The following is a 13,856-nucleotide window of genomic DNA, read 5'->3' as shown; positions in this document are numbered from 1 at the left end:
CGGAACGCGGCCCAATCCGTGCCCGGAACCAGACTGGACAACCGGCCGGGCGAACCCCTAAACGACTGCGGTGGATTCGTGGGAAAACCATCTGCTTGCGGGTCTGGCCGTCCTGTTCATCGGCCTCTCCAAGGCCGGCTTCGGCGGCGGCCTGGGAATGTTGACCACCCCATTGTGTGCCCTGGCCTTCCCTCCCCGCGACGCCCTGGGCATGCTGCTGCCGCTGCTCTGCGCGGGCGACGCATTCTCGCTCTACTACTACTGGCGCAAATGGGAGCCACACAACCTCTGGCACCTGCTGCCCGGCGTGGTCCCGGGCGTAATCCTCGGTGCCCAGTGGGTCGGCCGCTTCTCCGCCCGCGAACTGAACGTGGCGATCGGCCTCATCGCCGTGGGATTCGTGTTGTATCAAGTCGGGCGCGACCGGATCCTGCGCGTGGAAGGCGCGTTCCGCCCCAATCTGTGGATCGGCTTTCCCTTCGGCCTGGCAGCCGGACTCACCTCCACCTTCGCACACGGGGCCGGTCCCGTGGTCAGCATGTTCCTGGTTCCCCAGCGTCTGCCCAAAGAGGTCTACGTGGGCACCACCGCGCTCGTCTTCACGTGGATCAACTGGATCAAGGTCCCCTTCTACGTTGCCAACGGCGTCATCACTCCGCACACGTTGGGCCAAAGCCTCCTCTACCTTCCCCTGGTCCCCCTGGGCGTGTGGCTCGGCGTGAAGCTCAACCGTCGTTTTTCCGAGACACTCTTCAGCCGCATCGTCCTGGCCACCATCTTCCTGACCGGACTGCAGTTGATCTTCGAATTCCGATTCTGAACGGTCCTCCCGGCCGTACAACCCCGCGCACACCGGTCGCAGACACCCTGCAGAGCGTCGCCGCCCGCCGGTCCGTTGCGGTCCCGCCACACTCACGACCCGGGGACCACGCCCGGAAACCAACGGGCCTGGACCCAGACCACCACCGCCATCAGCAGGGCCAACCCCACACTGTGCAGGAAAACCGCCCGCAACACCCTCCCCACGTCCGGGCTGTCGGGCCGGCCACCCGTGGCCACGCTGGCCACCACGATGCTCTGGGCGTCAATCATCTTGCCCATCACCCCGCCCGCGCTGTTGGCCGCAGCCATCATCACCGGCGAAAGACCGAGCTGCTCGGCGGTGACCTTCTGCAGGTGACCGAACAGTACATTCGACGAGGTGTCGCTCCCCGTCAGGGCCACACCCAGCCAACCCAGCAACGGCGAAAAGAACGAAAACCACGGCCCTGACGCCGCCAGCGCCAGACCCAGCGTCGTGTCGCTTCCGCTGTACCTGGTCACGAATGCCAGCGCCAGCATGACCGCAATGGTGGCCAGCGAGGCGCGCACCCGAAGCAAGGTTTCAACGTACAAACGGAACAGCCGGCGCGGGCCCAATCCCAGGGCCCACCCGCTCAACACCGCAGCCAACCCCACTGCCGTGCCGCTGGCCGACAACAGATTCAACCGGTACACGGCCGGTTCAGGATGGGCCTCCGCCACCGCCGGCGGCACGCGAACAACACGCTCGTGCAGGCCGGGCACGGTCCATTCGAACGACACGAACGCATCCAACACGCTCCGGACCGGTCCCAGGGTCGTCACCGCCACCAACACCGCAAAACATCCCCACGGCAACACCGCACGGGCCGTCGACAGGCGCGGCGCGGCCGGCTCCCGCAGCCGCCCGCCGTTGACCGGCTCGATCCGCCGAGGCGACCACACCCGCAACCACATCAGCGTGACACACAAACTGCCCAATCCGGCCACGATGTCCACCAGCCACGGCCCGTGGTAATTGCTCACGACAAACTGCAGCACCGCGAACGTGCCGCCGCTGACCGCACACACCGGCCACACCTCGCGCAGTCCGCGCCAGCCGGCCTGGGCCCCCACCAACCAAAATGGAACCACCATCGCCACCCACGGCAACTGCCGCCCCACCATGGCGCTCAGGGCCAGCTCGTCCAACCCCGTCACCCGCGACAATGTCACGATCGGAATCCCCACCGAGCCGAACGCCACCGGAGCCGTGTTCCCGATCAACGCCAGCTTGGCCGCTTCCAATGGCCGGAAACCCAGGCCGATCATCAACGCTCCGGTTACCGCCACGGGCGCACCAAAGCCGGCCAACCCTTCCACAAATGCCCCGAAACAAAACGCAACCAGCAACGCCTGAATCCGCCGATCGGCCGAAATCCCCGCCAAACGCCGCTGCAAATCGTCAAATCCGCCGGTCTCGAGAGACACCCGGTAGAGAAACATGGCATGCAACACCACCCAACCGATCGGAAACAGGCCAAACGCCCCACCATACAACACCGCCATGCCCGCCATGCGCGCCGGCATGCCATAGACCCCGACCGCCAGCCCCACCGCCATCACCAGCGCCACCAACGCCGCACGCATGGCACGCGCCCGAAAAACACCAAGCCACACCAACAACAACACCAGCGGCACCGCCGCCACCAAGGCCGAACCCCACAATCCGCCCCACGGCGTGTACCGCTGCATCCAGACCGTGTCCGGGGCCATCGAACTCCCTTTCAAAACCGATCGCCCACCCCGCGTCAAGCCGGCGGTGCCAACCCCTCCACCCACGCGGAAAAGTCGCTTCTGCCGGACTTCCCCCGGGCAGACTCCTTCCCTATGCTGCGGCCCATGAATCGCGTCGCCTTGATCACGGGTGCATCGCGCGGGATCGGCCGCGGCATCGCACTGGCCCTGGCGCGGCTGGGGCACGACCTGGTGCTCAACTACGCCGGACGCGCCGACGCGGCGGCAGAAACCGCCGGGGCTTGCAGGGAAACCGCACGCGCCGCCGGCCACCAGATCCGGGCCGAGCCCTGTCAGGCCGACATCAGCCGCGCGGAAGATCGCCAGCGCCTGCTGGACTTTGCCCGCTCCAACTTCGGCCGGCTCGACCTGCTGGTGAACAACGCCGGCGTGGCACCCTCCCTCCGGGCCGACATCCTCGAGGCAACCGAGGAAAGTTTCGATCGTGTGCTGGCCATCAATCTCAAGGGCCCCTACTTCCTCACCCAGGCCGCCGCCCGCTGGATGATCGAACAGGTTCAATCGGCCCCCCCCGAACAGCCGCGCCCGAAAATCGTGATCATCTCCTCCATCTCAGCCTACACCGCTTCCGTCAACCGCGGCGATTACTGCCTCAGCAAGGCGGCCCTCTCCATGATGACCCGGTTGTTCGCCGTGCGCCTGGCCGACCACGGCATCGGCGTCTATGAGATCCGCCCGGGCGTCATCGCCACGGACATGACGGCCGCCGTCAGGGAAAAGTACGACAAGCTCATCGCCGATGGGCTTACCCCCATCCGCCGTTGGGGCACACCCGAGGACATCGGCCGCGCCGTGGCGGCCATCGCACAGGACCTCTTTCCGTTCAGCACCGGGGAGGTGTTCAACGTGGACGGCGGGTTCCACCTTCACCGGCTCTGATCGGCTGCACACCTTCACAACCACCACCCGAAAACAGCATCATGGCCCTGAAAATCGACAACCGACTCACCAGTCGCCAACTCGTTCCCGACATCGAAAAACTCTTCGAACTGTCGGCTCAGAAAATCCTTTCGCTCGAGGCCACCTGGGCGCCCGAACGCGGCACGCCGGTCTTCACGGTCAAAGGCCGCTACACCACCCGAGGTTGGACGGAGTGGACCCAGGGGTTCCAGTACGGTTCAGCCCTCTTGCAGTTCGATGCCATGGGCGACGACCGGTTCCTGAAAATCGGCCGGCGCGGCACCTTCGAACGCATGGCACCGCACCTGTCGCACATCGGCGTGCACGACCACGGGTTCAACAACATCTCCACCTACGGCCAGCTCCTCCGCCTCATGCACGAGGGGAAAATCCCCGCCGACCCCAACGAAAAGGCCTTTTACGAGCTGGCCCTCAAGGTCAGCGGAGCCATCCAGGCATCGCGATGGACCCGCCTGGCAGACGGCACCGGATTCATCCACAGCTTCAACGGACCCCATTCCCTTTTCGTGGACACCATCCGGTCCCTGCGCGTGCTGGGCGTCGCCCACGCGCTCGGACACGTCCTCATGGGCGAACAGGACCGGCGCATCTCCCTGATGGAACGGCTCGTCCATCACGCCTGGAACACCCTCCGCTACAACGTTTACTACGGCGAGGGCCGCGACGCCTATGACGTACCCGGACGAGTCGCCCACGAGGCCGTCTTCAACACCGCCAGCGGCGTGTTCCGATGCCCCAACTCCCAGCAGGGCTTCTCGCCCTTCACCACCTGGACACGCGGCCTGGCCTGGGCACTGCTGGGTTGCGCCGAACAACTCGAGTTCTTCCACGCCGGCGTCCGGGCCCCGGACGATGACTTCGCCGCCGTCGGCGGACGTGACGCGTTCGTCGAAAAGCTGCTGCGCGGAGCCACGGTCACCGCCGATTTCTACCTGGCACACTGCTGCGCCGACGGCGTCCCCATGTGGGACACCGGCGCGCCCAACCTGCACCGGCTGCCCGCCGATTACCTCGATCGCCCATCCGATCCGTTCAACCCGTGGGAGCCGGTGGACAGTTCGGCTGCCGCCATCGCCGCACAAGGGCTCCTGCGCCTGGGCAACTATCTCCTGGCCCACAACCAGGCGGCGCGCGGCCGCAAGTACCGCCAGGCCGCCCTCACCATCGCCCGCACCCTCTTCCGCGAACCCTATCTCAGCACGGATCCACGCCACCAAGGGCTGATCCTCCACTCGGTCTACCACAGGCCCAACGGATGGGACCACGTGCCACGCGGCCAGAAAGTGCCCAACGGCGAAAGTTCCATGTGGGGCGATTATCACGCGCGCGAGCTCGCCCTCCTCATCCTGCGCGAAGCCCGCGGCGAGGTCTACCCCACCTTCTTCAGCGGCGTGCTCCCGTCATAGAAACACCGCTCGCGGCCGCCCGGGACGGGACCGCGCAAGCCCACACGAGAGTCTTCGGGGAAACGCAGTCGAAAGTCCGCCAGCCCGGACCGCGGGCCGGTCCAGCCGGGACGAATCCCCCTTCGCCCATAACCCGGGGGCGAGGCAGTCGGGCTTCTCCCCCGCACCCGAGGTCGTTTCCGGTCCCGGTGGAACACCCCCGATGCCGTTGGCAAGCAGAACACCGTGAAACCGGGTGACCATCGCTGCTTGGACATGGGTCCTGCCCACCGCGTCACCTGAACCGTCCCCCAACCGCCCAACGCAACGGCAGGAAACCGCACCAAAAGCGCCACATCGCTGTCGCTCCCGTTTGTGCCGGCATGTCCGGCGCCGGCAGTGCAGGACGCGCGCCGGCCCCAAGCTCGCCCCTCCCCAAGCACTCCGACCTCGATTCCCCGCCTCCCCAGCTCCGGATCAAAACGCAACAGGCCCTACCGCGAGGTGCCGAACAAAGGGGTGTCCAAGCCCGTCGGACCGGTCCTCTCCACGCTCTAAAACGGGGACCGCACGCGGCTTCCTGTCCAACGCGGGCCGGCGCAAGCCCCCTCCCGAAAGGCCTTGCGGTACATCCCGAAGCCCCGGGACGCTGTTCAACCACCGCCGGGGCGTCGAGACTGACGGGCTCAAACGGCCCGTTCCCATCGGTTTTTGCCACCGGCAACGGCTCCTCACGGCCTGCCAGATTCGATGGAGGCTTCGCGCGGGCTTGCAACCCGGCACCGGCAAAAGGTCGGGCGGGCTGCGGACCCGGCAAACGCTCCTCGTTCTCGGCAAAAGGACCCGGCCCCGGGTCCCTGACCGACGGCCGGTCTGGAAACCATCGCCCAACGGGCTGGCACCTCAGATGCGCCATGCCGGGAAGGCATATCTTCGGAGGGTCTCCGCCAGGAGCCGAAACCGCTGCCCCAACGGCTGTACGTGACGCTCGAAAGACCCCGGATGGTCTCGTCGGGGAACCAAGCGATGGCGATCGGAAAGGGCACCGAATGAAACCCGCCAGCGATGTTGAACCTGCTGAAATGTTGTGTTCATCCAGCCACTCGAAACAGCCACCTGCCTCTCCCGCGAGTCGCGGCTTCAGAAACCGCACCAACCTGCTTCCGCGCTTCCGCCCAAGGCACCGGGGCCGCGCGAATGTTGCGCAGCGGCGTTCGTATTGCCCAAGACAGTGACAGTGCGTTCTCCGTCGGCAGCTTTTCTCACGGACCGCTTCGCCGGAGGCTTCCTGCCCCTCTCACCCTCCGGGTCGCCAGCCGTGCGCGCGACAGGCGACGCGTTGCCCCGGCTCTTGGATCGAGGAACGCGCACTCAATTGCCGCGGCGCTTTTCCAGGCTGCGACGTTCCACCGATCGGAAATCCCGTCGCTTCCAACTCCAGCTGGATTCCCGCCTCCGACCGCGCGCTGCGCCCGCCCGATCAGCCGCCGGTCGAAGTGAAGTTGCCAAGACCGATGGAAAAACCCGCGCACGGTCCTTTCGCTCGCCGCCTCATCCGGCGTTATCCTGCAAAACCCGCCCTTGGCCTGAACCAGAGGAACGATCTCTCACCCGGGCAGACACGCGCAAACGGGCGCCGCGCACGTGCCGCTTCGGCCGTGCATGCGTCCGGACATGCCCCGGCCGTGCGGGGGTTCGAATGGCCGTATCCCGGCCCGGTCCGGCAGGCCGACGGTCGTCCAAACGATCCCGCGCGAGCCTCCGCCGCGGTTGATTCCCGGTCGAGGGTGCACTCACAACGAGACGATCGTGCCGCGCTTCCGACCCCTGCGTGGACCGTGCGCATCCGGGGGAGAAAAGGGGACTTTCGAACGTCAGGTTGCGGGTCGGATGGGGCCGACCGTTCGATCACCCGTCATCCACGCGGATCGAAATGAAAACGGCCGGAGTTACGGGACTCCGGCCGTTTTCTGAGAGAAACTCCTGGCAGCAACCTACTCTCGCGGAAGCTCGACAACCACTACCATCGGCAATGCGGCGTTTCACGGCCGTGTTCGGAATGGGAACGGGTGGTTCCACCGCTTCATGGCCACCAGGAAATCCGTTGGGATTCGTCCGGGGATGTCCGGACGCCGCCAAAGCTGCTGGGAAAGAGCCGTTCTCTGAAAACTGCGCACAGTGGTCAGGGGAGAACCATACGCCGAGCCGAAATCGTTCATCCGCATGAGGGGCGGATAAACGATCAAGCCGCACGACCGATTAGGACCAGTCGGCTGAACGGATTGCTCCGCTTACACGTCTGGCCTATCAACCCGGTAGTCTTCCGGGGGTCTTCAGGGACCTTGCGGTCCGGGAGGCCTCATCTTGGGAGGAGCTTGGCGCTTAGATGCTTTCAGCGCTTATCTCTTCCGCACATGGCTACGCAGCGCTGCCCCTGACGGGACAACTGCCACACCAGAGGTGCGTCCTTCCCGGTCCTCTCGTACTAGGGAAGGAATCCCTCAGGCCTCCTGCGCCCACAGTGGATAAGGACCGAACTGTCTCACGACGTTCTGAACCCAGCTCGCGTACCGCTTTAACCGGCGAACAGCCGGACCCTTGGGACCTTCTCCAGCCCCAGGATGCGATGAGCCGACATCGAGGTGCCAAACCGGGCCGTCGATGTGAACTCTTGGGCCCGATCAGCCTGTTATCCCTAGCGTACCTTTTGTCCGATGAGCGACGGCGATTCCACATTCAACCGCCGGATCACTTGGGCCTGCTTTCGCACCTGCTCGACTTGTAGGTCTCGCAGTTAACCCGGCTTCTGGCCATGCCCTCACCGCACGGTTGCCAACCGTGCTGAGCCGAGCTTCGCGCTCCTCCGTTACCTTTTGGGAGGAAACCGCCCCAGTCAAACTGACCCGCTCGCACTGTCCCCCGCCCGGCTTCACGGGTCGGGGTTAGAATCCTAATTGGCGCAGAGTGGTGTTTCATTGACGGCTCCACGGGAACCGAAGCCCCCGCTTCCAAGCCTCCCACCTACGCTACGCAGCGCCAACCAGAACCCAATACGAGCTTACAGTAAAGGTGCATAGGGTCTTTCCGTCCTACTGCGGGCAGGCGGCATCTTCACCGCCATTACAGTTTCGCCGAGAACCTCTCCGAGACAGTCGCTCGGTCGTTACACGATTCGTGCAGGTCGGAACTTACCCGACAAGGAATTTCGCTACCTTAGGACCGTTATAGTTACGGCCGACATTCGCGGGGACTTAGGCGCGCGGCTTCGCCTTGCGGCTAACCGAGCGCTTTCATCTTTCCGCATTGGTCACGTGTCACTCCCTATACGTCGTCTTCACGACTTCGCAGAGAGCTGTGTTTTTGTTAAACAGTCGCCAAGCGCCGTTCACTGCGGCCCACACCGAACCCGCCTTGCGGCGGTCCCGGGGGGCACCCCTTCTCCCGAAGTTACGGGGCCAATTTGCCGAGTTCCTTAGAGAGGTTTCTCTCGCGCGCCTGAGTGCATTGACACCCACCCACCTGTGTCGGTTTCCGGTACGGGCGGACAAGGCGCACCTGAGGGCTTTTCTCGGCACGGTCGGCACCGGTGCGCTTCGGCCGAAGCCTAAGCTCAGCATTCGATTGCCTAGCCGGCACCTTCCCATGCGTCCCCCTCAGGCCAACTCCTTGCCCGGCGCAGGAATATTTAACCTGCTGTGCATCCACTACGCCTTACGGCCTCGTGTTAGCTCCCGGCTAACCCTGGGCGGACGAACCTGGCCCAGGAAACCTTGGGTTTACGGCGACCGGGATTCTCACCCGGTTTATCGCTACTCGTGTCCGCATTCTCACTGGCCGGCGCTCCACGGTCGGTCTCCCTCCCGCTTCACAGCACCGGTCACGCTCCCCTACCACCCCCGGCCGGCGTGCCGGCCGGGGATCCACGGCTTCGGTAGGCGGTTTGATCGCCAATCATTTTCGGCGCGACATCGCTCGATGAGTCAGCTGTTACGCACTGTTTAAATGATGGCTGCCTCTAAGCCAACATCCTCACTGTCTAAGCGACGTCACATCCTTTCCACTAAACCGCCTTGAGGCACCTTAGCCGGTGGTCTGGGCTGTTGCCCTCTCGGCCACGGACCTTATCGCTCGTAGCCTGACTGCCGGGGTAATGGAACCGGAGGCATTCGGAGTTTGATTGGTTTTGGTAGGCTGGTGGGCCCCCTAAGCCATTCAGTGCTCTACCTCCTCCGGGTACTGGCCCGACGCTCGCCCTCAAGCGATTTCGGGGAGAACCAGCTATCACGGGGTTTGATTAGTCTTTCGCTCCTACCCTCAGGTCATCTCAGGATTTTTCAACATCCACGAGTTCGGCCCTCCACCTGGTGTTACCCAGGCTTCAGCCTGCCCAAGGGTAGATCACCTCCGCTTCGGGTCTATTGCCCGCGACTGAACGCGCTGTTCGCACTCGCTTTCGCTTCGCCTCCGGCCCTGAGGGCCTTAGGCTCGCCGCGGACAATAACTCGCGGACTCATTATGCAAAAGGCACGCCGTCACCGCCTTGCGGCGGCTCCGACACCTTGTAGGCATGGGGTTGCAGGCTCTGTTTCACTCCCCTCATCGGGGTTCTTTTCACCTTTCCCTCACGGTACTGGTGCACTATCGGTTGCCAGGGAGTATTTAGGCTTACCCGGTGGTCCGGGCGGATTCGCACGAAGTTTCACGTGCATCGTGCTACTTGGGATCCCTCCGGGGGGCCTCGGGTTTTCGCCTACCCGGCTGTCACGGTCTATGGCCGCCCTTTCCAGAGCGTTCGGCTAACCTTTGGCTCATCCCCTTGTGGAGGTCCCGCTACCCCGGGGAGACAAGTCCCCCCGGTTTGGCCTGTTCCCCTTTCGCTCGCCACTACTCAGGGAATCCCGTTCGGTTTCTTTTCCTCCGCTTACTGAGATGTTTCACTTCAGCGGGTGTCGCCTCACCGGACTATGCATTCATCCGGTGATGACCGGGTGTTACCCCGGTCGGGTTGCCCCATTCGGAGATCCCCGGATCAACGCCTGCTTGCGGCTCCCCGGGGCTTATCGCAGCTTGCCACGTCCTTCATCGCCTCCTGGCACCAAGGCATTCACCCCAAGCCCTTTGTAGCTTGATCGCAAAGTCTGGCCCCTTGCGGGAATCCGGTCACCCGGATCTCCTCAAGGAGGACTCGGCGAACTGGAATCTGCCCTGATGACACTATGCGCAGTTTTCAAAGAACGTTCGGTCAACCATTTCCACCCCGCCCTGCGAGCGGGTCGGAAAGGACCGGACAAATCCGTGACCGCGATGGTGGGCGTGACTGGACTTGAACCAGTGACCCTGCGCTTATCAAGCGCATGCTCTAACCAACTGAGCTACACGCCCGTCGGCGCGGGCCCGGGCGGCTGTGCAGCTTGGTGGAGCTGAGGAGACTCGAACTCCTGACCTACAGCTTGCAAAGCTGCCGCTCTACCAACTGAGCTACAGCCCCACGCGGTTGGAGCCACCCTCGGGTCGTGCGACCCCCGGACGCCGGTGGCACCCGGCGTCCTCTGAGGGCTGGATTGTGCGACAAGCGCCGAACCCGATTCCCCCGCCGCAGCGGAGGTTCGACCTTCGGAATCCCGGCCGCAGCCGGGACCCTTGATCTCCGTAGAAAGGAGGTGATCCAGCCGCAGGTTCCCCTACGGCTACCTTGTTACGACTTCACCCCAATCACCAGCCATGCCTTCGGCACCCCGGAGGGCGACTTCGGGCACAGCCGGCTTTCGTGGTGTGACGGGCGGTGTGTACAAGGCCTGGGAACGTATTCACGGCGCCGTAGCTGATGCGCCGTTACTAGCGATTCCAGCTTCATGCCGGCGAGTTGCAGCCGACAATCTGAACTGGGCCCGGTTTTTGGGGATTTGCTCCACCTTGCGGTATCGCTTCCCATTGTACCGGGCATTGTAGTACGTGTGCAGCCCTGGCCATAAGGGCCATACTGACTTGACGTCATCCCCACCTTCCTCCTCGTTGAAGCGAGGCAGTCCGTCCAGAGTGCTCCGGCCTTTCGGCCGGGTGGCAACAGGACGCAGGGGTTGCGCTCGTTGCGGGACTTAACCCAACATCTCACGACACGAGCTGACGACAGCCATGCAGCACCTGTGCACGCTCCCCTTGCGGGGTCGTCACCCTTTCGGGCTCCTACCACGTGCATGTCAAGGCCAGGTAAGGTTCTTCGCGTTGCATCGAATTAAGCCACATACTCCACCGCTTGTGCAGGCCCCCGTCAATTTCTTTGAGTTTTAACCTTGCGGCCGTACTCCCCAGGCGGCACGCTTAACGCGTTAGCTGCGCCACGGACGGGGTCGAATCCGCCCACGGCAAGCGTGCACCGTTTAGGGCTGGGACTACCAGGGTATCTAATCCTGTTTGCTCCCCCAGCTTTCGTGCCTCAGCGTCAGGGGTTGTCCAGGGACCCGCCTTCGCCACCGGTGTTCCTCTCGATATCTACGCATTTCACCGCTACACCGAGAATTCCGGTCCCCCCTCCAACCCTCTAGCCGGGCAGTTTCCGACGCAGTTCCGGGGTTGAGCCCCGGGATTTCACGTCAGACTTGCCCGACCGCCTACGCACCCTTTACGCCCAGTGAATCCGAACAACGCTCGGGACCTCTGTATTACCGCGGCTGCTGGCACAGAGTTAGCCGTCCCTTCCTCTTCCGCTACCATCAGCCACCGGCTTGTTCGGCCGGTGGGTTTGGTCGCGGATGACAGGGGTTTACGAGCCGAAGCCCTTCATCCCCCACGCGGCGTCGCTCCGTCAGGCTTTCGCCCATTGCGGAAGATTCTCGACTGCTGCCACCCGTAGGTGTCTGGGCCGTGTCTCAGTCCCAGTGTGGCTGGTCGTCCTCTCAGACCAGCTACCCGTCTTAGCCTTGGTAGGCCGTTACCCTACCAACTAGCTGATAGGCCGCGGGCTCCTCGCGAAGCGGCAGGCCTTGCGGTCCCCACCCTTTAATCCCGCAGGGATGCCCCCGCAGGACCACATCCGGAATTAGCCCACCTTTCGGCGGGTTATACCGGTCTTCGCGGCAGATTACCCACGTGTTACTCACCCGTTTGCGACTCCGGTCGCCGGATATTGCTACCCGACAACCAGCGTTCCACTTGCATGTCTTATCCACGCCGCCAGCGTTCGTTCTGAGCCAGAATCAAACTCTCCGTGTCAAAAACACGCAGGTCTGATTCCGCATCCGGTCCCGCAGGACCGGGTGCCGTTTCGGTTAAAACTCCGTGGCCGACCACCTGCCGGCCGGCCCCAGAGGGGCTCGCACTTGTCGCACAATTCAACTCTCAAAGAACGCCGGGTTGCTTGCCAACCCTCAAAATCCGGTTCTGCAGCCTGGTTGCCTGCCGCAGACGACAATGCCGCGCGCCGTGTTCGCCCTCTCGAACCGGCTCTGCGCAGCCGTCGAATTTCGCCTCAGAATGTATTTTCCCGCCCGGCAGGTGTCAACAGGTTTTTTTGCTTTTTTCGACCCCGCTTTCGCAAGGTCCTGCCGGACTTTCACCCCGGGTTCGGGGGCATCCTCGCAAAGAACGCGGCAAACCATACGCAGTGCGCCATGACCGCGCAAGAGGTTTTTTTCAAAAATTTTTTCGCTGCGTTGCCGCATGGGCCGCAGTCACTTGCGCAACCATCGGCGACGCCCCGGCCAGGGCAGCCTGCCACACCACACGCGGTTCGACGTTCCGATCCCGAGCGCACCGAACGCAATCGTCCCACTCGGGTTTGACCTGCACCGCCCGATTGTCGAGCAGCCCCACTTTGACCCGGACGGTGCCGTATGCGGTGGCGATTTCGATGATCTGGCGGCGCAATTTACGGCGTTCCCGTACGCTGCGCCGCACACCCAACGCCGAGGTCTCGCGCAGGATGAGCTCGGTGAAACGGTCCGCCTCGCCGGGCGGGCAAAGGAGGGTCAGCCACACGCCGGGACGCTGCTTTTTCATCTGCACGGGCACGTAAAAGACATCCAGCGCGCCCGCCTGCAGCGCCGCTTCCATGAACGCGCCCAGCTGCTCCCCCGTTGTGTCGTCGAGGTTGGTCTCCAGAACCGCGACCTCGTCGTGTTCCCAGTCATGGGGCGCGGGCGGCCCCCCGACGGCCGAGGCACAGCTTCCGAGAACGGCCCGCAGCACGTTGGGCCGGGTGCGGAGTGTGCGATGCCCCAGCCCGTGGCCGATGCGCCGCGCCACCAGGTTGCGCATGGGCCCGAACTCCTCGACGAACTCGGCCAGGAAGGCCGCGCCGGTGGGGGTGACAAGCTCATGTGGTTCTTCACACTGACTTATGGGCACACCGCGGGCTCCGAGGATGGCGAGTGTCGCCGGCGCCGGGACGGGGAACCTGCCGTGGGCGCACTCGATCCAGCCGGTGCCGTCCACCACGGGGCCGGCCAGTACGCGGGGCCGCCCCAGAAGGTCGAGGGCGATGCAACCGCCCACGATGTCCACGATTGAATCCACAGCACCCACCTCGTGGAAGTGGACGGTTTCCACCGGCTGACCGTGGATGCGGGCCTCGGCCTCTGCGATGCGGCGGAACCAGGCCAGGGCGCGCTCGCGGACCCACGGGGCCAGCGGGCTTTCTTCGATCAGGCGCCGGATTTCGGCGAATGACCGGTGCTCATGATGTTGCGCATCAGCATGCGGATGAACGTGTGCACGGGGTGGCGCGCCGTGCGCGGGGTCCGGATGCGCGGGCGCGGCATGGACCTCCACGCGGCAGCCGGCGATGTGCTCGCGGCTGTCGCGGTGCACGTGCCAGTGCCAGGGGCCCAGCGGGAGCTTGCGCAGTTCGGCTTCGACCCGTACGGGCTCGGCGCCCAGGTCGAACAGGGCGCCCAGGAGCATGTCGCCGCTGATGCCGCTGAAGAGGTCGAGGTAAAGGACGTCCATTCTTCAGAA

5 protein-coding genes, 2 tRNA genes and 3 rRNA genes are annotated in these 13,856 nt (G+C 64.3%); 3 read left to right on the top strand and 7 right to left on the bottom strand.

Annotated features, from left to right (window positions below; translation table 11 throughout):
• Window positions 1–70: 70 nt before the first annotated feature.
• On the top strand, window positions 71–820 hold the full coding sequence (locus ACPDIX_RS13690) for a sulfite exporter TauE/SafE family protein (RefSeq protein ID WP_423432362.1): 750 nt from the start codon (window positions 71–73) through the stop codon (window positions 818–820).
• A 92-nt stretch (window positions 821–912) separates the two neighbouring features.
• On the opposite strand, the gene ACPDIX_RS13685 is transcribed toward ACPDIX_RS13690, so the two are convergent.
• Window positions 913–2,556, bottom strand: coding sequence for an L-lactate permease (locus tag ACPDIX_RS13685; protein ID WP_423432361.1), 1,644 nt, complete (start codon window positions 2,554–2,556; stop codon window positions 913–915).
• A gap of 126 nt (window positions 2,557–2,682) precedes the next feature.
• Between ACPDIX_RS13685 and ACPDIX_RS13680 the strand changes: the two genes are divergently transcribed.
• Window positions 2,683–3,477, top strand: a complete 795-nt coding sequence (locus tag ACPDIX_RS13680) for a 3-ketoacyl-ACP reductase (RefSeq protein ID WP_423432360.1) — start codon at window positions 2,683–2,685, stop codon at window positions 3,475–3,477.
• Window positions 3,478–3,524: 47 nt separating this feature from the next.
• Window positions 3,525–4,925, top strand: coding sequence for a glycosyl hydrolase (locus ACPDIX_RS13675; protein ID WP_423432363.1), 1,401 nt, complete (start codon window positions 3,525–3,527; stop codon window positions 4,923–4,925).
• Between the two features lie 1,960 nt (window positions 4,926–6,885).
• Here the strand turns inward: ACPDIX_RS13675 and rrf are convergent.
• From rrf to larC, 6 genes are all read right to left on the bottom strand, one after another.
• Window positions 6,886–7,001 (bottom strand): 5S ribosomal RNA (rrf, locus tag ACPDIX_RS13670).
• A 141-nt stretch (window positions 7,002–7,142) separates the two neighbouring features.
• Window positions 7,143–10,035: ribosomal RNA gene (locus ACPDIX_RS13665) — 23S ribosomal RNA — on the bottom strand.
• A 174-nt stretch (window positions 10,036–10,209) separates the two neighbouring features.
• Window positions 10,210–10,286, bottom strand: a tRNA-Ile gene (locus ACPDIX_RS13660).
• 30 nt (window positions 10,287–10,316) lie between these two features.
• A tRNA-Ala gene (locus ACPDIX_RS13655) sits at window positions 10,317–10,392 on the bottom strand.
• A gap of 165 nt (window positions 10,393–10,557) precedes the next feature.
• Window positions 10,558–12,113 (bottom strand): 16S ribosomal RNA (locus ACPDIX_RS13650).
• Together the 16S, 23S and 5S rRNA genes with 2 tRNA genes alongside form the textbook arrangement of a ribosomal RNA operon.
• 420 nt (window positions 12,114–12,533) lie before the next feature.
• Entirely contained in the window at window positions 12,534–13,847 is a 1,314-nt protein-coding gene (larC, locus tag ACPDIX_RS13645; protein WP_423432359.1) for a nickel pincer cofactor biosynthesis protein LarC, read from the bottom strand.
• Window positions 13,848–13,856: the final 9 nt, after the last annotated feature.

This window comes from Limisphaera sp. 4302-co (assembly GCF_049537155.1).
Classification (GTDB): domain Bacteria; phylum Verrucomicrobiota; class Verrucomicrobiia; order Limisphaerales; family Limisphaeraceae; genus Limisphaera.
The sequence above is the reverse complement of the archived record's forward strand: the minus strand, read 5'-3'. Positions and strand labels throughout refer to the sequence as shown.

Coding starts and splice junctions, on each gene's coding strand:
- larC (WP_423432359.1), bottom strand. CDS start 13,847: ATGGACGTCCTTTACCTCGACCTCTTCAGCGGCATCAGCGGCGACATG.
- ACPDIX_RS13685 (WP_423432361.1), bottom strand. CDS start 2,556: ATGGCCCCGGACACGGTCTGGATGCAGCGGTACACGCCGTGGGGCGGA.
- ACPDIX_RS13680 (WP_423432360.1), top strand. CDS start 2,683: ATGAATCGCGTCGCCTTGATCACGGGTGCATCGCGCGGGATCGGCCGC.